The sequence below is a fragment of the Ruegeria sp. YTSC106 genome (assembly GCF_059609765.1).
Genome location: NZ_JBXWMI010000018.1, coordinates 17,807 through 38,301 on the forward strand (window position 1 = coordinate 17,807; position 20,495 = coordinate 38,301).

Sequence of the window (20,495 nt, forward strand, 5' to 3'; positions counted from 1 at the left end):
ATTTTGGTGGCCGATGTCAAACTTGCGAACGAAGCGCCAACTCGCTGCACATCCTCCAATGACCGCTTTGAATACGTCAAGGTTCGAGAATAGAGTTGCCGCATTAGGGACATTCTTTTTTGATCAACGTCAGGTGATGGAATATCGCACGAAACGAAACTGGAAGTCAGAGTTCCGCGAAGGCCTGAAGTGGCACTTGAAAGACTTCATACTAATGGCAGCCTTCGTCATAGGCTGCGCAGCCGTAGGTGCCGCGCTGGGCGGGGCGATATGCGCATTCTTTGGGCTCCCCTTGTTCATTGGCATAGTTGCCGGCGCATTTGTATTTGAATTATTCAGCTTCAGTTTTTGGCTTCTACGGCGCCGCCGATAAAAGGCAAACCAAACTCTCCGAAACCGACTTTCAAGAACGCTGCAGCATCCGGGGCTTTGGGCTCAGAGCCGACTTGCGGCGGCGCAGTAGTTCAAGTCTGAAGAACAATCCGAAAGCGGCCATTTCCAAAGATGGTATAGTTCTGCGTTTTCAACTCAGTGCCACGATGTGAGGACATTCGCAGGTTGGAAACGGTCACCAGTTGGGTCGAGCCGGAACGGCGGCAGTGAGCCCATAGGCGACATTTTTAAGCCGTGCTGCTATGAGTTGATCTTGAGGCGATCATGCAGACGGAGACCCCGCCAAACCAAAAGGAGGGGTAAGATGATTATGCGCATTTTTCAGGTATTGGTTCGAGAAGGTAAGGAAAAGGAGTTCGGTGAGTTCTTTCACAATACCGCTATTCCATTAATGAGGGGGACCAAGGGTATCGTACAAGTTCTTCCCGGTGCATCTCGCTCAGATAGTCCGAGAGAGTTCAGTTTCGTGATGATCTGGAAAGACCTTGCCTCTCTGAAAGCCTTTGTTGGGGAAGACTACCAGTCGCCACATGTCGATGCGGCAGAAGCCGAATTGGTCGAAGCTAGAACGATTAAGCACTATGAGCTGGTTGAGAGTTGAAACTAGGCGAGATGTCGAAACAAAATGCGCAGTCCAAGCGCCTGTCATTAGCGCTGAATGTTCGGGTATTGTTCAACGAATTGCGAAAGGCTGCTTCGTCCCGCCTAGCAGACTTTAAAGGACTCGAACCGCTCGTTCAGGAATATCGACCCAAAGGAAATCCAGCGTCACGTAGGAAATGTCATATGAAAAACCTTATTCTAACGTGCTGCTTCGGAACTATTTCCCTAGGGTTCACAGCGTTTCCCTCTGCTGCACAGCCCCGGCTAGGTTGGGCGTATCAGATTGATGGGCTTGCCGCGTTTCAAGGGGACGCGGAGTTGAGTGACGGTGGCGGGTTCTCTGCAAGTCGAACATTTCTACGTGTCACCGCACTTTACAATCTGGAAGAAGGAAACTCCGTTGGGCTTTCCACCAGCTTCGGCAAGCTGGACTATAACTTCAGCCAACCGAACAACCAGCCTTGGGAAAACATCCGTGACCTTCGTATTGCTGTTCCTGTCCGGTTTCGTGTGGGTGATACTACAACGGTTTTTGTGTCGCCACAAATCAGGTGGGACTATCAAAGCGGGGCCTCCTCATCTGACGGCAGAACCTATGGTGTTTTTGCTGGTATTGCTTGGCAACTGAGCGAGCGCCTGACGATAGGCCCGGCCTTTGGTGCGTTTTCTCAATTTGACGATGGCAGTGCTGATTTTTTTCCGGCTTTGCTGGTCGACTGGGACATAAATGATCGCTGGAACTTGAACACTGGCTCTGGTGTAGGAGCGACGCAAGGTCCCGGATTGACACTGAGTTATGCGTTGAATGACACGATAGACCTATCGTTGACCGCGCGGTCGGAAAGGATTCGATTCAGGTTGGATGGGAGTGACCTTGCCCCGGGTGGAGTAGGTGAAGATAAGAGTATCCCTGTAGTTCTTTCTGTTGGCTACAACCCGAATCCTGGGGTTTCATTGAGCGTATTTGCGGGCGCAGAATTTGACGGCCGCCTGACGCTAGATGATGCGAATGGAGCGGAAATTAGTCGTCAGAGCTATGAAACAGCGCCATTGGTTGGGCTGGCGTTTAGGGTCAGGTTCTGATCACAGCATTGAGCCTGTTTGCCAGATGTGTACGCAGGTTTTCTCGCGGCCGAGTTCATACTTCTGCTTTGTCCCGCAACTCTGCCGTTCAGCAGATTTCAGCGAACGTCCGCTGCAGTTCAATGCAGACCTTCAGGCAAAATTTCTCGGAATGACCACGAATAATGACCGCTGTCCGCTACTAACTCTGGCCAAAGTATCCCGCTTCAGCGATGCTGCACAGGGGCGCGAGACTGACCTCCTGGAGAAGGATTCTAAAGCGAATTTATGCTGCTAAGATTTGGCTTTGTTTCACTCGCAGGAAAGCGCACGCCTGACTAAACGGCATCGGTTCCGAGCCGCTCCTGTTTCATCGATCGCTTCCATCAACCAATTGCTATCGGCTTGTCTGGTCAACATCAGAAAGCCGAAATCACCATTGTTCGCGACGACACTCGCCAAATTTCCGGCAACTTTGACATCGGTGACAACACCTGTGGGCATCGGATCAAGCTGCGTCCCGCCGTTGCCGCTAATACCCTGCACCGGCCCGTCCAACAAGTCGATTGCTTGAAAAGCGTGAATATGGCCAGAAAGAAAAAGATTTACTGTTTCTGGAATGGCTCTACTGAATGCTGCGCGCTGTGTGTCGTCACCATCGATCAATTCACCGAATGCATGCATGTTTACCCAAAGTGGGCGATGAGTAAGAAACCAAGTTTCTCCGCTGATATTTGCAAACAAATCTCGCGCCATCTTACCGTAAACATTTAACAACTCAGTGCTGCTTTGAGGTGCAGGGCCTGCGGATGAATCAAATGCAATTAGATTGAGGCCGTTGACAGAAGCTATCCACGGCTCGGTCACAGCTGGACAATCTGAGGGAACGAAACCTGGGGCAAAATAACGGAACCATCCTTTGCTGCCGCGTCCGCAGTTTTCGTGATTACCTCTTATAAAAACAAATGGAGCGAGCTTGAGCAGCCTATCTGCAGGATCCAACCAGTCGGCAGACCACGTCTGGAAATTGTCACCAAAGGGCGATCCACCGCACTTCTCCGGTTCGGGGCACTCTGCCGATCGGTACAAATAGTCGCCAACGTGGATGACCAAGTCTGGCGATCTGGACGCAATTTCTGCGGCAATTGATTTCAATGGCCAGGCATCGGGATCATTGCAATCTTGTACTCTGGATCTGCGAATACGGCATCCAGTATCTCCAATCACGGCAATACGCTGTACGCTTTGACTCAAGGTTGGTAGCGTGTCTCCCTCAAGTTCCATCTTCTGTGAATCTTGTCGGGCACGATGCTCGCAAACGATTTCCGGAAATTGGTCATCTGGAGCAGCACGTTTATGCATTGCAACAACACGCCCGTCGATTTTCAACAAAGGGCAGCTAGAAGATGTAGAGATAGCTCGAACAACAATTGTCTTGTCGGGCCCGAGTTGAACCCAATGCTGCAGTACTTCAGCAGTAGAAGGCGGAGCAACGAAACAAAGCCAAATCAAAGCCCCGAGAACGGTTGAAGCGGTCCTAGTCAACAAACGGGCACCCCTTTCGAACTAAGCGGCGAATTTACGATCGGGATCTGAAAAGTCCAGTGGATCTTGCAAGAGGAACTTAGGTTGAGGCAGCCGGCAACTTCAGTAGCATAGAATATCACACTTCATTTGAAAGCTTTCTGGAGTACCTCACCGCATGCACCATTGGGACGTACCGTATTGGCAAGGTGTCTGAGGTCTGTTCTTAGCCCGCTACGCATAGGTTCCAAAATGGCTGAGTTTACGAAGCCACTGCGCAGTAGGAGCAGCAAGCCGACCCGATGTCGGCTTTGTCCGCGATCCGGTCACTCTTGCACCCCGTCGCGGACGTCGGCTGTGGACAGTGGCTGACACTCATAGAGCTTGCAGTAGTCGTCGTCCCGGTGCTTGCGTATCGAATGGCTTAGGCGGGTCTAAACCCTGGTGAATTCCATTTGGTAGACGACTTCTTCACCTGTCCTTGGGTCGATGCCGGGGGCGCCGCTGATCACCAGCCGATCCCCCGTAAACTTGATCGGACGAGACACGTCTCCGGCCCATTTGGGGTTCCATGAGCCATCTACGTGGTGAATGACGCGATCTTCCTCAAGCGTGTTGGACGCGACGTAGGCGAGCATGTCATCAAACATCTGCGCCTTTTGCTCCTGAGACCAGTCGTCCTTGCCCGGTTCGGGTCGATCGCGGCGAAAGACCGTGGCCATCATCCGACCATCAGCATGATATGCTATATACCCAATTGGATCCGGCCCTAGGGCGTCGGTCGTCTCCCCCGTCTCGACCTAGGTGCGCGTCCAGGCGTCCATCTTCCACGATCCGATCAAAGCACTTTCGTCTGCAATGTCACCTCCTTCGAGCGATTGGTCGTTCTTATCGACAGTACAACTCGCAAAAATCCGCGACAATGAGGCGCCCTGCCTCTTTGCTCAATCCAGGGTTGATGCTGTCCGCGTCCTCCTGGTGAACTAATGCCCCATTCCGAAATGGCTGCTCAGTCCGCAGAGCGTTCATTGATGCTAGCCGCAGCAAATCACTGCCTTGAGCCCAAAGTCCCGAGTTTCTGCAAGATGGCGAATGTCAGTTTTAGTGGCTCAAACACTTAATACGTGCCCACGTTCTGTGCTCTAATGGGAATGCCTTGTATCAGACTGCGAAATTCGGAAACCAGCCATGCGCGTCATCTTTGCAATCGCCACACTTTTCATTCTGAGCAGTCAGTCACTGGCACAGGAATCAATCCTCGTGGGTGACGCACCCCTGCCCGACGATGTCGAAATCACCGCCCACGACAATTCGCCCTTCCTCGGGGTTTGGACGGGAAGATGGGACACTTGGAGAAGTCACATTCTCGTCGTTGAAAGCCAAGGCGAAGACGGGTTATTCAGCGTCATCTATTCAGTGGGACGCGGCCAGCATGGCATTCGCAATTGGTTCCGCAGCCAAGCGCGTTTGGACGGCGACACTCTGGTGTTCACCGATAGCGACTTCGCTGCGCGATATTCAATTTCAGCTACTGGACGGTTGCGCGGTATCAATCCGACTGAGGATCGTTTTGCCATATTGGAGCGGCAATCTCTCACAGCTGTACTGGCAGCACCGACCAGCGAGTGGTTCGAGCTCGGTACGCGCGAATTCGTTGCAACAGAACTGCAAGAAGGCAGTTCGAAAGTTGAGCTTGCGGTCGCAGTCTATACGCCTGCTGGTGATGGGCCGTTCCCGCTGACTCTCGTTCATCACGGGTCAACGGGCTACGGGACTGATCCACAGGCTTTTAATCGGTTCTTTGCCAACGATTGGCTTGCAGATGTTCTGAACGCCCACGGTTGGATTGCCGCATTCCCTCAGCGTCGTGGTCGGGGTGGGTCTGATGGTTTGTACGATGAGGGCTTTGCTGAGGATCGGTCGCAAGGATATTCGCCGGACACGCAGATATCCTTGGCAGGGGCGGAACGCGCTCTGATCGATGCAAACGCTGCCCTGCGAGCGTTGCAGCAGCAACCCAATGTGAGTCCGGAACCCGTCCTTCTCTCAGGGTTTTCGCGAGGGGGCGTCGTAGCCCTCATGCAAGCAGGAGACGATCCAGAGAATACTGCCGGTGTGATTAACTTCGTTGGGGGTTGGATAGGAGAAGGTTTCGGAGACCCCGAAATCAACCCGACACTTTTTCGGCGGACTGGAAGCTTTGATGGACCGGTGTTGTCAATTTATGGCGAGGACGACGCGTTTTACAGCATTGAACATTCGCTATCGAACCTTGCGGCAATGGAAGAGATGGGCACTGAGAGTGAAGTTCATGTCGTGTCTGTTTCTGGCCACAGTAGAGGCCATTGGTTGATGTTTCAGCCAACTCTCTGGGAAGAAATAGTAGGCGACTACTTAATGCGTATAGAAAGCCGCCGTTGAACCAAGTGCAACGAACGGCAGCAATGTCCGCAAAGTAGACGTTCAAGCAAGTTGCCGCGAATGGCCGCTTCAAGCCCAAACTCGACCATATTTATCTGGGCGTAAGGCTGTCAGAGCGAGAGACGAAAGTGGGTGCCAGTTCGTTTACAGCACAAGATGTCTCCAAACGCGCCCCCCAATCCCGGTATTGTATGAGCCTTGCGGGTTATCGTAGATCAGAACTAGCTGCTTCAGACTTTTGAAACACCAGCAAGGTCATAAAAACACCGCCAATTAGCATTGTGTGAGCCGCAGCCGTTACGCCAAAAACAAAGTAGCTTCCAACCATGAGCGAAAAGATAGCGCTCCACATCCAGGCCAGCATTTGCATCAGCAAATGGGCGGTGGGAAGGGACTGGTTTTTTAGAGGATTCTTAGTTTCGTTCATTACTGAATCCCACGTTGATTTAACGTCCAATCTATTAGTCATGTTTCTACTCCCATTACCTTTATCAATGACCCAACTGGAAACGCTTAGGCGTCTCTAGAACCCGCGCTGGCGATGAGAAAAGGTATTGGCCGACAACGCGGTCCACAGTGTGTGGTAATACTGGAGATACGTGCCAAAAGCGTTAGCGGACCAATATAGGCTCAGCTCCGCTGAAAAAGATTGAAGCATTTGCTATGCAGCAACGCCCAAACCGTCTTAGCCCCAAGGGCAGTTTTGTCCGCAAACCGTGAGTTCGACTCGATCTCGGTTTTGCGCCCGCGGCGAATGTCTCATCTGACGGGCCGCATCGCAGCAAAGATGCCTCTCTGTCAACGGCAGTTTTGGGCCGTCCCCCACAAGTGACTTCGTATCGCGACGGGAAAGGCTGCGCTGACCAGAGGCCACCATTGACCCCAAAATCGACCGCTAGTGTGTTTGCGATTTGAGCGGTTACGTCCCTGAAACCTGACGATCGTAATCTGCGCCGTCATACCACCCCAGCGACTTGGTCACGTTTAGATTTTCATCGAGGTCCCACTCTTCCCAACCCGAAAAGCGAACTTTGTTTCCTGTATCTTTGTGCTGGCCTTCGAACGTCCATGCGTAAACCATGTGATGATCGGCTACGAGAACAGTATCGAGGTTAAGCACTAGGTCGGGGAATTCAGTCATGAAACCGGTCGCCATTTCACCGATCTGCGAGCGACTGTTCATCGGTTCGCCACCATTCATAATCATCGTTGTATTTTCCGAATACCGACTGGCGACTTGATCCGGAGCCTTGTTCGTCCAGGCATCACAATGATCTTGCGCCAATTTTCGGGCTGTTTGGATATCAGGCGTCATGGCTACGTCCCTCAGTGATTATTCGTTCCGAAAATTCTAATTGGGACCTTGAAGGTGAACAAGCTACCGCATGAAAGCTGCACTATGGCACGTTCGATGTCGATGGTGCAGGAGCCAACCACCTCATCCGATCCGGGCCGTCCATGATACCGCTCCTGGTATCCCTCAATTCACATGCTGCGCCGCCTCCGAGGTCTGGTTTGAGCCCTACCTGTGAATTCGGTTTTCTCGCTGCGCGCGCATGCAGCGCGGGAACTGCTGCGTCAGTGTAAAATTTAGTGCTGCCGCGCGGTGGATAAATCAGCCATTCGTACATACTGCAGCAAAAATCTGGTTCAGAATTCACTAACTGCGGGTAAAAATGGTCATTGGCTTTGTGAATTTTGTAATCAGAAGACGAAGGACTCGCGATGACGTCTCCCTTCTTCGACGCCTAGTTTAGTGAGCGCTGCTTCGCTCCACGTCATTAGCGCATCGGGTCCGCACATATAGACTTCTCGCGTGTTGAGTGCGGAGATGGATTGGATATCTTCAATCTGCGCGCGCCGTTCTTCGGTCTGCAGCGCATCCTCAGAAAATGCTAGACGCAGATCATCCCTTGCAGATTTTGCGACCAATGGGTCATCTCCGACGCTTTGAAACGCCACAATGCGAAGTTTCACACTGGCTGGGACAGGACCAATTTGCCCGGCAAAATGCTCCAGCACTTTGATGTCATCACCACGACCAGAAAACAGGAGGACGATGTCGGTCGATGTTTGCGGGTGAGCGTTCGCCAACTGGAGGATGCCGTCCCACATCGCCATAAATGGGGTAATGCCGACACCGCCGGCGATCCACAGAACCTTTGATGGGATATGTGGAGGCGTGTCTTTGGCGCCTTGCGAAAAGCAGGTGAACCCCGCGCCAGACCCTCTGAATTCAATCGGCAGTCTGTCCTTGATCAGTTTTTGGGCATTGTTATGTAGAGCATTCGACATCAAGCCGCCCGGTTTACGTTTGACAGTGACGCTGACCTGATGGGTCGCGGCAAACGCATTTCTTTCTGCCGCAAAGCTGGGCGCATTCGAAAGCGTCCAGGTGCGCACGAAGTCCTCGTTGACAAGCTGAGGGTTAGCTTCGTTCATGTGGCTGTACCCCGTGTCCAGAAGCCCAGAGAAATCGAAAACACCAAACCCACCCGGCAAAGGTGAGTTGATCGGCTGTGACAGATCGAAGTTGAAAGTTGTGATACTTTCAGAAAGCGGTTTCGTCGAAACAAGAGTGGCAGTGATTGGGGTTGCAGTCTCGTGCGCAACGAGTGCATGCCCCATCTGTTCCAGTTCCTGACGCAAGGGCTTTACCGGCGGATTATAGGGCGAGAAATGCTCTTCCGACATGAGCCTGAGGTTCAGGCCGTCTTTCACAAAAACCGCCCCTGTAACTTTGATGCGCGTAAGCAGGCTGACCCGCGGCATGAGCGCTGGCGCTTCATCATCCATCAGGTTTTCGGCCTTACCCGTGACATAAAGGACATGACCCGTGGTGAAGTCTGGAAAGACAAGGCCGACCTCTGGGTCAGTCTCAATGTTGCCCAAGGACTGATAGAAGCGATTGCCGGAATAGTCGGGCAAAACCAGATAGGTAGTGATATCGTCGCCATCGGTTTCTTCGTAAATGCGGGTAAAACCCGGTGCACCGCCACGATGATTTACCCCCATATCCGTCTTCGTGCCAGTAGCGGTTTCATCTCCACTGTGCTTTGTCGCCAGAAAGACCGTGCTGGCCTGATCCACGACCGCCTTGGCCGCATCCGGCAAAGCAGTTGTGTGGCTGTCAAAGGAATCATGCACCAGTTCAGCGGCGCGCTGTTCATGCGCCAATGCCCGCACGGTGATGTACTTGGGGCAGTTCCCAAGGTGTTGATCAGACTCCAGTTGCAGGCTGATTTTTCCAGTCTCTTCAACAGATGCAGAGCGAATTCCCCCTGCGATTTTGTTCCGTCGACGGTTGCGGAAGTCGACCCCTACTCCAGCAAAGAGCCGTTGTTGCCGCCTAGACATTGGGTCCTGCTTCAAAGAGCGGGCAAAGGGATCGAAAGCGTTGCTTTCGGCGAAGACGTCCATCGCATTGTGGCCCGAAATCTTGATGCCGACCGACGGATCGCTCTCTGACTGTGTGACCAGCAGGCTGACCCACGGTCGCCCGTCGCGATCCAGCGTCGCCAGCGGCAAGTAAGACAGGCCCGCAAAGAAATCCGCGTGCTGCTGCGGCATGTCACTGTCGATGTACCGAGGAATGGAGTCGATCAGCTCTTTTGGTGTCTTGCGCCGCTTTTGAAGCAACAGCTCACCCTTGTGAGATTTATGTATCCGAACCATCCCGTGCTCCGTTCATCCGTTTGACAATCAGTTGTATTGCAATGCTTCCGCTGACGCCTTCCATTGGATCTGTGGGTCTGGAAGGCGTTAGCGACTTTTCGTGCTACGGCGTCAGAGCTATAGCCCCAGATCGCTTAGACCCGGATGATCATCAGGGCGGCGACCAACCGGTCAATGAATCTTTCGATCTGCCTCTTGAATGGGGTGTTCGTTGATGCTGGCAAAACGATGCGCCATGAACCCATCTTTGTCGAACTCCCAGTTTTCATTACCATAGGCCCGAAACCAGTTTCCGCTGTCGTCGTGATACTCATGGGCGTATCGCACGGCGATGCGATTACCGCCGTAAGCCCACAATTCCTTGATCAACCGATAGTCCAGTTCCTTGGCCCACTTGCGGGTCAGAAACTCTTCAATCTGCGCCTGGCCTTCGGGAAACTCGGCCCGATTGCGCCATTTGCTGTCGGGTGTGTACGCAAGTGCGACTTTCGCAGGGTTTCGACCGTTCCAACCGTCTTCTGCAAGACGCACCTTTTCGATCGCGGAGTCTTTCGTAAACGGCGGTACCGGATGGCGCGGGGCTGCGGATGTCATATCAGCGCGCCCCTAATTCAGCCACAAGGCCGACAGCCGTCGCTGGCATGGCCTGGAAACCTGGCAAGGCTTCGAAACGGGCGAGCCATGCCCGGACATTCGGGTAAGGATCAAGCGAGACATTCCCCTCAGGCGCATGGGCGGTATAGGAATAATTCGCGACATCAGCGATCGTCGGACGATCGCCAACCAGCCAATCACGACCTTCCAGCCCATGTTCCAGCTTTTGCATCGCCTTGGTCGCTGTGGAATCAGCAAAGACTGGGTCCAGCGGGGCGTCAAAAACGGTGATCAGACGTGCGGCACAAGACCCGAATGCAATTTCACCAGCCGCAAGGGTCAGCCAGCGCTGAACATTGGCTTCGTCGACCGGGGTGCTTGGCATCCAGTCAGGCGCATATGTCCGCGCGAGATAGACCAGAATTGCGTTTGAATCCGATACGATTACATCGCCATCTTCCATAACGGGCACCTGTCCGTTTGGGTTCATGGCCAAAAACTCCGGTGATTTGTGCGCACCACTTGCCAAATCCACGGGAACTTCTTCATGAGCGATCCCGGCGAGCTTCGCAAAAACCAAGGCACGATGGGCGTGACCTGACTTTGCGAAGTGGTGAATGCGAACGGCGTTTGACATCAGTGTCTCCAGTTATGTTCAAGGTATGCGCTAGCCCTACCAGTTGTACATTCCAGCGATAATTGTCTAAATTAGCGTATGTTTAAGCCCTGAGAAGGCGCAATAAGATGGATAAAATTGACCGAATGCGGGCGTTTGCGCTTGTCGCCAAGAACGCCTCTTTCACTATTGCCGCGCAACGCATGGGGCGATCTGCGCGTTTGGTCAGCAAATACGTCGCTGACTTGGAAAACGCGCTTGGTGTGCAGCTGCTCAATCGCACCACACGTAGTGTCTCTTTGACAGACGCCGGCGCGACATACCTAACGCTGTGTGAACCTCTTCTTGATGGCTTTGATGAGTTGGAAGAAAGGGTCAGACACGATCAGGCGTCGCTACGTGGTGCGATACACATTTCGGCCCCCACCGGGTTCGGTGCATTGCGGCTAACGCCGTCGCTTGCAAAGTTTGCGGCGAAACACCCCAACGTGGAACTTAATCTGCAATTCTCTGACCGCCGCGTGTCGATCATTGAAGAAGGCTTCGACCTCGCCATCAGGATTGGCCCCATGCGAGACAGCTCACTCAAGGTACGGCAACTGGGCCGCATGCCCTTGGTGGTCTGCGCATCAACTGCCTATCTGGAGCAAGCCGGAACGCCAAACCACCCGCGCGCGCTGGCCACCCATGAGTGTATTCTCGACGGGAACATGACCGAGCCCACCGTCTGGAGGTTCAATATCAATGGCCAGGAAGAGGCTGTCTCAGTCAGCGGACGCTTTCGCATGAACGCGCCCGCAGCCGCAGCCCGGCTCGCCGCAACAGGGGCTGCAATAGCACGTTGCCCCGCCTACACGGTGGCGGACGCCTTCAGGTCCGGTGACTTGGTTGAACTTTTCGCCGAGCACCGGGTCTCGCCATATACTGTTGCCGCGCTCTTCCCGCAGAACAGGCGCCTTACAACGCGGGTGCGCGCGCTTATTGATCATCTCTCAGGCGACGCGGCCTTATGTTCTGACAGCGTCGCGACACTGCCAGGCTGACACGGAAAATCGCCCCAACCCTGCGCTACGCCGCCTTGCCAGACGCTTTTGCCATATCGACAAACGCTCTGAGCCGTCGTGTCATATTACGCTTACTGCGGTAATTCAAAGAATAGCGCGGAAGCTGTCCCACTTGGCCGCTAAGAACTTCGGTCAGGCCACCCTCTTCCAAATGAGGCACAGCTATTTCTCTGTAAAGATATGCAAGACCAAGCCCTTGCTTTGCATAGGCAAGAAGCGACCGCATATCGTTTGCCACCATACGCGGTTTTGGCTGTATCGTGTAAATACCCTCTGGCCCGTTGAACCCCCACGCGGCCAGATTATCACCCGAGCCAAAAGCATAACAGATTGCATCGTGATCTAGGATATCCCGCGGATGGTCGGGTGTCCCCTTCTGCGCAAGGTACTCAGCCAAAGCGACGATGGTCATCTCCAGCTCTGGCCCAACAGAAACAGCATGAGTATCTGGCCCGAGTAGCGTGCTTGAACGGATGGCGGCATCGACGCCTGACGTCAGAAGATCGACCTTCTGATCATCATAGATCACTTCGACATCGACCGTTGGAAATGCAGCCGCGAAACGCGCGACCAGATCATCCAGAAAGAAGGGGCCAGCGCTGTAAGGGGCCGAAAGCCTCAAGGTGCCTGCGACCTCATCTTTCTGCGCGTGGATGTCATCCAGCGCGCCTTCCAGATCAAGTATGGCGGGCAGGCTTTTTACATAGAACTGTTCGCCTACCGGTGTCAGCACGACGGACCGTGATGAACGTTCAAACAGCCGCACGCCCAGACGGTCTTCAAAACGTTGGATTGCCTCACTAACCGACGCCGGAGCTTGCTGAAGATGCTCGGCCGCCGCGCGGAAACCACCACGGCGCGCGACTTCGACAAATACACGAATGTCACCAAAGCTACTACGGGCCATTGTTCGCTTTTCCGATCGCACTGTCAGGATGAAGTGGGGTTATTCTAACGTTAGCAGCGCCATACATACTCAGCAAGACGCAAAAATGTGGCAACGAAGATCAGGTCGATAACCGGTTCTTCAATCAACAACCCAAGGAGCAAGACAATGACCGAACGTGAAGAAATCCAAGCCGCCATCGGCGAATGGAACAATGGCCTTGACAGTGGTGACACCGAACGGATGGTGGCTTCATGCCATCCTGATGTGATGACGGTGAACGAACGCCAGCCCGTAACAATCGGCACGCAAGCGATTCGCGACAAATACAACCCGCGTATTGCCGCCGCAGAAATCACCTCTGGTTATGACATCGAAGATCTGCAGGTCTACGGTGACACAGCCATCGTGTCCGGCCGTTTCTACGGCACGATGAAGATGCGCGACACAGGCGAGGTCAAGAAGCCTGAGGGCCGCTTGGTGCTTGGGTACAAGCGCGACGAAAACGGAGCGTGGAAGATGTTCCTCGACATCGACAACAACGGCCCGGCCTAGGCCGTCGCCGCCGCGCCTGATCTGGCGCGACCGGACCTCTTTCAGGAAAAACCAAGACCCCAGGAGTTCGAGATGAAAACACTTCAGATTGTCACAAAGGAAATCGTCGATTTGCACGACTTCTTTACCGAGTGGTTCAACGGAACCGTAGAGCGCGACCAACTGGAGCCACGGTTCTTGTCACGCTTGGATGAAAATGTCGTCTTCATCCCGCCCGAAGGACACATCATGACAAGCGACATGCTCAAGGGCGGGTTCGACCGCGGGTATGGCTCGAACAAGGACTTCCGCATCCAAATCCGCGACGTCACCATCCGGCATGAAATCGGTGATCTGGTGATGGTAACATATACCGAGTGGCAGATAGGTGCCGCGTTGTCAGTCGAAAAGAAAAACGCGCGTGTGTCCAGCGTCTTGATGAAAATGACCGACCCGGTGACTTGGCTGCACATTCAGGAAACATGGTTTCCCGATGCTCTACGCGCGGCAGGCCCATTCGATTTCTGATCACCTCTAATCTGAAAGCAACGACATGACACAACGTATCGCCCATCACCCCGGTGAAATCGCTGATTGCGTCAGCGCTTATTTGCAAGAAGGTGATCTGGATGGCATCACCTCAATGTTCCATCCAGATTGCCAGATCTTCTTTCCACCCGACCAGCCGCCCCTGACAGGGTTGGAAGGGGCTCGCAAAGCCTTTGAAGGATTCTTGGACATCCGCCCTCAGATCAAAAGCGAGGTGTTCTGCGAGGCCATTAGTGGCGATGTCGCTCTGCTGCGCGCAAACTGGCGCGTTATTGCCCCGGACGGTAATGTGATGGCCGAAGGCCAATCCACCGAAGTTGCCAAAAAGCTGGAAAACGGCGGTTGGGGGTATCTGATCGACTGCCCTAACGGTCCTCCAAGCCTTGCCTGATCGCACGAGCATTTGAGGGCGTCCCACGGCTACCGGACGCTCTCATGATCGCTGGGTGGGATTGCAAAACAGATCGGGATTCGGGCAAAGGTCGACGTGACGCCCGCGCATTACATGTGGGATTTCGCGCCGGATATACCGGCGCTCCGTTGACATGTGTGCGAGAAAGCGAAAGAGCGAATTCAAATCGGCGCAAATCGATATCATCAAACAAAAGCATTGCTAACTCACTTTGCGAAGCAATAGTAGCAAAGCTGCGACCGCGAAATGATGCGGCGTCAGCGAAGTTCAAAGTTTCCGCGTCGCCTAGATCCGCGTCTCGAAAACTGCTCAACCAAACAGCGAAAGAGCCAAAGAGCAGTTTGGATTTGACGGCTTAGACCAGTTTACAATGGCCGCTCTAGTGACCTCGGCGCAGTGCAAAGATGACCGTGCTGCAAGTGCGAGCAAATGCTGCGTCAGCAATATCCTCGGAAGCAAACGGCAGCAATGTCCTGCTGACCACCAATCCCGCCTAGGAAATCCAATGTCCGGTTTCTGCGGTTCTCGACGTGCTGCGCTGGCAAAATCAGTCGTGCTAGCGGTGGTCTGCAAAGAGCTCAATCTGCTTGTCCAAAATCGCCGTAGAGAAAGTCGGCAACGAGACCAAAGCTACCTCTCAGGCTCCTTGCTGATCACGGTCGTCACAGTTTGAATTGACCGACTTTGAGTGAGAGCTATCGCACCCAAAACCAGCGCGCAGGCCAGTGCCTGTACACCCGTGATTACTTCACCGAATGCAAGAACGCCAACAGCAAACATCGTGGGTAGTTCAATACTTCCAACTACAGCAGTGCGCGCTGCCCCAATAATAGGCGAGCAGATCGTGTAAATCAGTTGCGGAATAAGCGCCGTTACAAGGCCAAATCCGACAACTAGAAACCAGTCGTCCCCACTTTCTGGTAGGATTTCGCCGACCTCGGATGAAAGAATGAGAGGGGCAAGGCCAATGACTGACCCAAGCGAGACTGACGCCATTCTGGCTAAAGGCGCAATACGTGACAGGCGGTGCACGAGAACACATATGCCGAAGCCAAAACCGAAAGGTGCCGCTAATGAGACGAGCAGGATTGGAATTTGGTCTGGAGGCACAGATGCCGGAGAACCTGCGGATATCGCAGCAACAACGATCAATCCAGCCGCAATAAGGCTACGCCGTGTTGGTTGATCACCAAAAAGCGCCCATGCGATAGCAATCGTAAACACCGGATAGGTCATGTAGAGAACACCAACCGTCGATGCAGGAACAGTCTCAAGAGCGGTAACATAGCCGACCCAGCCAAGACCCATCACTGCGCCTGCAACCATGCCCCAGACGATTTCCCGCCACTTCGAGCGATGCATTACAAGTGCGGGCAAAAGGACAACCGCTGCCAAGATGTACCGATAAAAGGCAACCGCATAGGGAGCGAGGCCCTGATCGGTGAGCCCACGGCTAAAGTAGGGTACAAGGCCAAAACAGATGGATGCAAAAAGCACACCAACGACCGCAAGGGCATAGGGTATGGCGTTCCGCTTGGCTGAGGTTAGTTGGTTCATTGCTGACAACTAACACGCTACATTGCGGGTGACCTCGTCAAGACAAATGTACGGCAACTTTGCCCGCTTACAGGACGCATGCACCCGCAGCGGTCAAGTAGCTTGGAAAAGGCAGGTAAGGGCTCTTACCGCCAATCGACGCCCACCGCAGAGAATGCCGACAGTGAGCCCATTTCAGTCATATTAGTTTCATGCTGCGCGCGTGCAAAGTGCGACAGATGTTGCTGGCGCAGAAAATCAAACTCCGTAACGCGGCTGAAAACTGGCCGTTCATTCACAACGCAGCAGTGTCTTACGCTCACGCCCAGCGTGTGGGATAGACTATCCCAAGCTACTATGTTCCTATCTTATGGGATCAAAGGGTGCTTAATGCGGTCATCGTCACATATTGCGATCCTGGTTACTGCAGTTGTCGCCAGCACCGGCCTTTACCTGTCATCTTACAGGTATTTCCTTTCGGAAGAGCTTTCGAAAGCACAGGGACGGCTTTCTCTTTATCAAAGTTCGGTCACCGCTGAGCTGGAGCGCTTTTCGCATCTCACATACGTAATGGCGCAAGACCCATTTGTAATCGGAACTGCGCAAGGTGACAGTACCGGAATTCTCAATCAGAGATTCGAGGATTTTGCAGCGCAAGCAGGCCTGGACGCGATTTATCTGATGGATCGGAATGGTATAACGATATCGGCTTCCAACTACCGTGAGGCCGGAAGTTTTGTAGGACAGAATTACGCGTTCCGCCCATATTTCCAAATGGCTCTCTCCGGCGACCAGGGGCGGTTTTACGCGATAGGGACAACAACAGGATTGCCGGGTTATTTCATTGCCAATGCGGTGCGTGGCGAAGCAGGAAAACCAGCTGGCGTCGTTGCTATTAAGATTGATTTTTCCAACCTTCAGGAAAGCTGGAAAAACTCGGGCGAGCAGGTTCTTTTGGCCAATGAAGACGGCGTCGTTTTGCTTTCTTCGAACTCGGATTGGCAATATCGCGCGATGACGCCATTGTCAGAAACTCAGCAAGAACGGATTCGAGATGCCAGGCAGTTTCCGGGGCAAGACTTAGATGTGTTGGATTGGGTTGAGTTGCCGGGAGAACAGGCCAGAATTGCTGGTACAAAGCGCCTGCACCTTGCAGCTACGGATTTACCCCATGGCTGGTCGCTTCACTATTTTGCAAGTGACGATCAGGCCGTAGCACGTAGTTGGCTTGTAACTGCAGTCTTTGTCCTTTTGGCGGGGCTCGCATTTATCTTTTTCCAGATACAACGCGCAAGGCGCGTAAGCGCGGCCTTGGAGCGGTCGGAAGAGGAAGAAGCAAAGCTGCGGGAGGCAAATGAAAGGCTCGCTATCGAAATCGACGACCGCAAGAAAGCCGAGCGGAGCCTCAAACGCACCCAAGGCGAGTTGGAGCGCGCAAGCCGATTGGCGGCTCTGGGGCAATTATCCGCGTCGGTCACGCATGAACTGGGCCAGCCCATCGCTGCGATGCGCAATCACCTGGTGGCAGAAGAGATCTCATCTTCCGGTGAGTCCAAGCTGCCGCAAAAAATTGGAAGTCTAGTCGACAGGATGGAAGGGATCACGCGCCAATTGCGGTTCTTCGCGCGCTCAGAGAGTGAGGCGTTTGACGACGTAGACTTATGCACTTCGGTCAATGCCGCTTTGGCTCTGGTTGCGCCAAACATCGAGCAGGGCAAAGTGAAAATCTCAGTTGATGCGCCGACCGATCCGGTCTTTATCCGGGGCAGTGCCCTGCGGATCGAACAGGTCATCACCAATCTTTTGCGCAATGCCATAGATGCAACGGATGAAGCGGATGCGCCTGAAATTCAAATCGCTATCATGGCATCTGATGATGAGGCAGTGTTGGAAATTCAGGACAACGGTCACGGGTTGGGCGAGGCAACGCTGGCTGAGTTGCAAGAGCCATTTGTAACCACAAAAGAGAGCGGGCGAGGCATGGGCTTGGGACTGGCCATTTCCACCAGCATTGTCAAAGATCACGATGGCACGATGACGGCCCGAAATCGTGATGGCGGCGGAACAGTTTTTCGTGTCACCTTCCCGATGGCCTCTATTACTGAAGAAACGAACGAATGACCCAGCGGCAACCGTTTAAAGTTCTGGTCGTTGATGATGACAAATCTCTGCGACAATCTCTTGTCGAATTGCTCGAAGCCGCCGACTGGACTGTCAGCGCCTTGCCACGTGCGACCCAGGTGACGGAACATCTGGCCAACGCCTCGCCCGATGTCATTTTGTCGGATGTGCGTATGCCCGGCATGTCGGGACTTGAATTGCTGGCCACCCTGGACAGGCAAGTGGCACCTCCGGTGGTATTGATTTCGGCACATGGTGACATCCCGATGGCGGTTCAGGCTATACAGGACGGGGCGTATGGGTTCATCGAAAAGCCATATGAGCCACGGCGATTGCTTACGGTGCTGAGGCACGCGGCTGAACAAAACCGAATGCGAAGAATCAATGCCCGCCTCAAAGACCGGCTGTTCAAACTGTCAGGCCTTGACCGCATCCTGCTGGGCCAAACAGACGCCATCACAGACTTGCGACAAGATGTACTTGATCTTGCTGATACCTCGGTTGCGGTTTTGTTGCAGGGGGATACGGGCACCGGGAAAGAGCTGGTTGCTCATGCTTTACATGATTTGGGCCGCTCGCCGGAGGCACCGTTTTTAGCGCTGAATTGCGCCGCGTTGTCGGCCGATACGTTTGAAGCGGAAATGTTCGGCGTCGCAGGTGAATCCGACGGAAGGCTTGTGGCGGCATCGGGCGGGACCTTGTTTCTGGATGAAATCTGCTCATGCACGCCTGCAGCGCAGGCCAAGCTGTTAAGGGTCATCGAAGATCAGCAGGTGCTGCCGGTGGGGGCTGTGTCGCCAGTGCCAGTAAGCTTCAGGGTCGTGTCAGCAACCAACGAAGATGTTGTACTGGCAGCCGCGGAAGGTCGCCTGCGTCAGGACCTTTTGTTTCGATTGAATACCGTTGTCCTGTCTTTACCTCCTTTGCGTCAAAGACGGGATGATCTTGTTCTGTTGGCAACGCATTTCCTGAACGAATACGCGCAGGTTTATGAGATAGACTCGCCAGAACTCGATCAGGACGATTTGGCCGCTCTGCTAGCACATGACTGGCCCGGGAATGTACGTGAATTGCGCCATGTCTGCGAACGGCGCATTTTGGCGGCCCGACGCGGAGGAGGGTCGGTGGTGCAGGCTATCCAAAGCGATCAGAACTTCGATGAAGTGCCGGATACGCTGCGCGAAGCGGTTGCCGCTTTTGAACGCGAGCTCATCGGCAAAGCCATAAAGGCGCATAAAGGCCGTATGGATGCCGCCGCCGAAGCGCTTGGGATTGGCCGCCGGACACTCAACGAAAAGATCGTCAAACTCGGTCTCGATAAAGAGGCGCTGTTGTAGGAGAAACCACTCTGCGGATATCCGCAGGGACTCCGAAACTTCACGCGCATTTTCCTTCATAGGCAGGCTGCTGCGCATCCTGAATACTCTGCCCAAACACATTGCATGATCTGGGAGGAGCCATTATGCGCAAACATCTTAACCGGGCGGCCATTGCCGCCCTGTCGCTGACCGTTGCATCCGAAGCACTGGCTGTCGAATGGAACGTTTCCCTGTGGGGCAAACGTCGCGCCTTTACCGAACACGTCGAGAAACTTGCCGAATTGGTGAACGAAAAGACGGGCGGCGAATTCACACTCAACATCAGCTATGGCGGTCTGTCGAAGAACAAAGAAAATCTTGATGGGATTTCGATCGGTGCGTTTGAAATGGCCCAGTTCTGCGCTGGCTATCATCGCGACAAAAACCCCTCGATCACCGTTCTGGAACTGCCGTTTCTGGGTGTGACATCGCTGGACCAAGAGGTTGACCTGTCGATGGCTGTCTACCAACACCCTGCCGTTGTCGAGGATCTGGCCCGCTGGGATGCTACGCTCCTGATGCCGTCGCCGCTGCCGCAGTACAACCTTGTCGGCGTTGGTGAAGCACCCAAATCCCTAACCGATTTCGAAGGTCTGAGCGTTCGGGCGACTGGCGGCATCGGTAAAGCGATGGAGACGGTTGGAGCAGTTCCGACCTCGATGTCTGCATCCGAAGTGCGTCAGGCAATGGACAGCGGCATCGTCAAAGCGGTCAGCTTTGCGCCACACGCGCATATGTCCTTTGGCACCATTGAAAATGGCACGTGGTGGACGACGAACCTCAATCCCGGCACCGTCAACTGCCCTGTCGTGGTGAACACGCTGGCACTGGAAGATCTATCTGACGAACACCGCGAAGCTCTGCTGGGATCGGTGGATGAGGCATTGGATCACTACGTGAGCCACTACCAGACCAAAACGATGGAAGCGTGGGGCCCTGAGTTGGATCAACGCGGCATCGAACGGGTCACTTTCAGCGACGAAGAAATCGCAGCGTTCAGAGAAGCCGCTGCCGCCCCCGCGGCCGAGGCCTGGATTGCAGAAAACACCCAGCGTGGCCTACCAGCACAAGAACTCTATGACCTTGTGACTGGGAAGATCGCAAACGGCAGCTAATCCACTCACAACCCGGCGTCGGCTTGATTGGC

General features: G+C 53.9%; 18 protein-coding genes and 1 pseudogene. 10 read left to right on the forward strand and 9 right to left on the reverse strand.

Translation table 11 applies throughout. The annotated features are described in order from the left end of the window. The first annotated feature begins 697 nt into the window (after positions 1-697). Both AC2FEB_RS19700 and AC2FEB_RS19705 read left to right on the forward strand, forming a co-directional pair. A complete protein-coding gene (locus AC2FEB_RS19700; RefSeq protein WP_299895612.1) occupies positions 698-994 on the forward strand; it encodes an antibiotic biosynthesis monooxygenase family protein in 297 nt (98 codons plus the stop codon). Between the two features lie 185 nt (positions 995-1,179). Further along, complete coding sequence (locus AC2FEB_RS19705) at positions 1,180-2,079, forward strand: hypothetical protein (protein WP_496676184.1); 900 nt, start codon at positions 1,180-1,182, stop codon at positions 2,077-2,079. A 291-nt stretch (positions 2,080-2,370) separates the two neighbouring features. Here the strand turns inward: AC2FEB_RS19705 and AC2FEB_RS19710 are convergent, their stop codons facing one another. Both AC2FEB_RS19710 and AC2FEB_RS19715 read right to left on the reverse strand, forming a co-directional pair. After that, the gene (locus AC2FEB_RS19710; RefSeq protein WP_496676187.1) at positions 2,371-3,606 is read right to left on the reverse strand and encodes a metallophosphoesterase family protein; all 1,236 of its coding nucleotides are present in this window, start codon (positions 3,604-3,606) and stop codon (positions 2,371-2,373) included. Positions 3,607-4,016: 410 nt separating this feature from the next. Continuing rightward, positions 4,017-4,355: pseudogene (locus AC2FEB_RS19715) on the reverse strand (lipocalin-like domain-containing protein); the annotation flags it as partial. A 415-nt stretch (positions 4,356-4,770) separates the two neighbouring features. Between AC2FEB_RS19715 and AC2FEB_RS19720 the strand changes: the two are divergent. Continuing rightward, positions 4,771-6,003 carry a dienelactone hydrolase family protein gene (locus AC2FEB_RS19720; protein WP_496676189.1) on the forward strand — a complete coding sequence of 411 codons (1,233 nt, stop codon included), beginning with the start codon at positions 4,771-4,773 and terminating at the stop codon, positions 6,001-6,003. Between the two features lie 205 nt (positions 6,004-6,208). Here the strand turns inward: AC2FEB_RS19720 and AC2FEB_RS19725 are convergent, their stop codons facing one another. The 5 genes from AC2FEB_RS19725 to AC2FEB_RS19745 form a co-directional block, all read right to left on the reverse strand. Beyond that, on the reverse strand, positions 6,209-6,472 hold the full coding sequence (locus AC2FEB_RS19725) for a hypothetical protein (RefSeq protein ID WP_117870636.1): 264 nt from the start codon (positions 6,470-6,472) through the stop codon (positions 6,209-6,211). 450 nt (positions 6,473-6,922) lie between these two features. Further along, entirely contained in the window at positions 6,923-7,318 is a 396-nt protein-coding gene (locus AC2FEB_RS19730) for a nuclear transport factor 2 family protein (protein ID WP_117869990.1), read from the reverse strand. A 389-nt stretch (positions 7,319-7,707) separates the two neighbouring features. Further along, entirely contained in the window at positions 7,708-9,678 is a 1,971-nt protein-coding gene (locus AC2FEB_RS19735; protein ID WP_496676191.1) for a pyridoxamine 5'-phosphate oxidase family protein, read from the reverse strand. 171 nt (positions 9,679-9,849) lie between these two features. Further along, positions 9,850-10,272, reverse strand: a complete 423-nt coding sequence (locus tag AC2FEB_RS19740; protein ID WP_117869986.1) for a nuclear transport factor 2 family protein — start codon at positions 10,270-10,272, stop codon at positions 9,850-9,852. A gap of 1 nt (position 10,273) precedes the next feature. Then, positions 10,274-10,909, reverse strand: a complete 636-nt coding sequence (locus AC2FEB_RS19745) for a glutathione S-transferase family protein (RefSeq protein ID WP_117869984.1) — start codon at positions 10,907-10,909, stop codon at positions 10,274-10,276. A gap of 107 nt (positions 10,910-11,016) precedes the next feature. On the opposite strand from AC2FEB_RS19745, the gene AC2FEB_RS19750 reads away from it, so the two are divergent. Further along, positions 11,017-11,931 (forward strand): LysR family transcriptional regulator, encoded by a 915-nt coding sequence (locus AC2FEB_RS19750; RefSeq protein WP_117869982.1) that lies wholly within the window; start codon positions 11,017-11,019, stop codon positions 11,929-11,931. A 25-nt stretch (positions 11,932-11,956) separates the two neighbouring features. Here AC2FEB_RS19750 and AC2FEB_RS19755 read toward each other — a convergent pair whose 3' ends face one another. Further along, positions 11,957-12,859, reverse strand: a complete 903-nt coding sequence (locus AC2FEB_RS19755; RefSeq protein WP_117869980.1) for a LysR family transcriptional regulator — start codon at positions 12,857-12,859, stop codon at positions 11,957-11,959. Between the two features lie 147 nt (positions 12,860-13,006). Between AC2FEB_RS19755 and AC2FEB_RS19760 the strand changes: the two genes are divergently transcribed. From AC2FEB_RS19760 to AC2FEB_RS19770, 3 genes are all read left to right on the forward strand, one after another. After that, the gene (locus AC2FEB_RS19760; RefSeq protein ID WP_117869978.1) at positions 13,007-13,393 is read left to right on the forward strand and encodes a YybH family protein; all 387 of its coding nucleotides are present in this window, start codon (positions 13,007-13,009) and stop codon (positions 13,391-13,393) included. Positions 13,394-13,465: 72 nt separating this feature from the next. After that, complete coding sequence (locus tag AC2FEB_RS19765) at positions 13,466-13,900, forward strand: hypothetical protein (RefSeq protein ID WP_496884326.1); 435 nt, start codon at positions 13,466-13,468, stop codon at positions 13,898-13,900. Between the two features lie 25 nt (positions 13,901-13,925). Further along, complete coding sequence (locus AC2FEB_RS19770; protein ID WP_117869974.1) at positions 13,926-14,312, forward strand: YybH family protein; 387 nt, start codon at positions 13,926-13,928, stop codon at positions 14,310-14,312. A gap of 651 nt (positions 14,313-14,963) precedes the next feature. Here AC2FEB_RS19770 and AC2FEB_RS19775 read toward each other — a convergent pair. Continuing rightward, a complete protein-coding gene (locus tag AC2FEB_RS19775; RefSeq protein WP_496884327.1) occupies positions 14,964-15,890 on the reverse strand; it encodes a DMT family transporter in 927 nt (308 codons plus the stop codon). 102 nt (positions 15,891-15,992) lie between these two features. On the opposite strand from AC2FEB_RS19775, the gene AC2FEB_RS19780 reads away from it, so the two are divergent. From AC2FEB_RS19780 to dctP, 3 genes are all read left to right on the forward strand, one after another. Next, complete coding sequence (locus tag AC2FEB_RS19780; protein WP_496761400.1) at positions 15,993-17,990, forward strand: sensor histidine kinase; 1,998 nt, start codon at positions 15,993-15,995, stop codon at positions 17,988-17,990. Further along, positions 17,987-19,327 carry a sigma-54-dependent transcriptional regulator gene (locus tag AC2FEB_RS19785; protein ID WP_117869970.1) on the forward strand — a complete coding sequence of 447 codons (1,341 nt, stop codon included), beginning with the start codon at positions 17,987-17,989 and terminating at the stop codon, positions 19,325-19,327. The genes AC2FEB_RS19780 and AC2FEB_RS19785 overlap by 4 nt, the downstream gene beginning before the upstream one ends. A 125-nt stretch (positions 19,328-19,452) precedes the next feature. Further along, on the forward strand, positions 19,453-20,463 hold the full coding sequence (gene dctP / locus AC2FEB_RS19790) for a TRAP transporter substrate-binding protein DctP (protein WP_117869969.1): 1,011 nt from the start codon (positions 19,453-19,455) through the stop codon (positions 20,461-20,463). Positions 20,464-20,495 lie beyond the last annotated feature (32 nt).

Bases quoted from the DNA above. Each gene is read 5' to 3' on its own strand.
- AC2FEB_RS19775 (WP_496884327.1), bottom strand. From the start codon at position 15,890: ATGAACCAACTAACCTCAGCCAAGCGGAACGCCATACCCTATGCCCTT.
- AC2FEB_RS19760 (WP_117869978.1), top strand. From the start codon at position 13,007: ATGACCGAACGTGAAGAAATCCAAGCCGCCATCGGCGAATGGAACAAT.
- AC2FEB_RS19765 (WP_496884326.1), top strand. From the start codon at position 13,466: ATGAAAACACTTCAGATTGTCACAAAGGAAATCGTCGATTTGCACGAC.
- AC2FEB_RS19750 (WP_117869982.1), top strand. From the start codon at position 11,017: ATGGATAAAATTGACCGAATGCGGGCGTTTGCGCTTGTCGCCAAGAAC.
- AC2FEB_RS19705 (WP_496676184.1), top strand. From the start codon at position 1,180: ATGAAAAACCTTATTCTAACGTGCTGCTTCGGAACTATTTCCCTAGGG.
- AC2FEB_RS19785 (WP_117869970.1), top strand. From the start codon at position 17,987: ATGACCCAGCGGCAACCGTTTAAAGTTCTGGTCGTTGATGATGACAAA.
- AC2FEB_RS19730 (WP_117869990.1), bottom strand. From the start codon at position 7,318: ATGACGCCTGATATCCAAACAGCCCGAAAATTGGCGCAAGATCATTGT.
- AC2FEB_RS19700 (WP_299895612.1), top strand. From the start codon at position 698: ATGATTATGCGCATTTTTCAGGTATTGGTTCGAGAAGGTAAGGAAAAG.
- AC2FEB_RS19770 (WP_117869974.1), top strand. From the start codon at position 13,926: ATGACACAACGTATCGCCCATCACCCCGGTGAAATCGCTGATTGCGTC.
- AC2FEB_RS19755 (WP_117869980.1), bottom strand. From the start codon at position 12,859: ATGGCCCGTAGTAGCTTTGGTGACATTCGTGTATTTGTCGAAGTCGCG.
- AC2FEB_RS19740 (WP_117869986.1), bottom strand. From the start codon at position 10,272: ATGACATCCGCAGCCCCGCGCCATCCGGTACCGCCGTTTACGAAAGAC.
- AC2FEB_RS19725 (WP_117870636.1), bottom strand. From the start codon at position 6,472: ATGACTAATAGATTGGACGTTAAATCAACGTGGGATTCAGTAATGAAC.
- AC2FEB_RS19720 (WP_496676189.1), top strand. From the start codon at position 4,771: ATGCGCGTCATCTTTGCAATCGCCACACTTTTCATTCTGAGCAGTCAG.
- AC2FEB_RS19735 (WP_496676191.1), bottom strand. From the start codon at position 9,678: ATGGTTCGGATACATAAATCTCACAAGGGTGAGCTGTTGCTTCAAAAG.
- dctP (WP_117869969.1), top strand. From the start codon at position 19,453: ATGCGCAAACATCTTAACCGGGCGGCCATTGCCGCCCTGTCGCTGACC.
- AC2FEB_RS19745 (WP_117869984.1), bottom strand. From the start codon at position 10,909: ATGTCAAACGCCGTTCGCATTCACCACTTCGCAAAGTCAGGTCACGCC.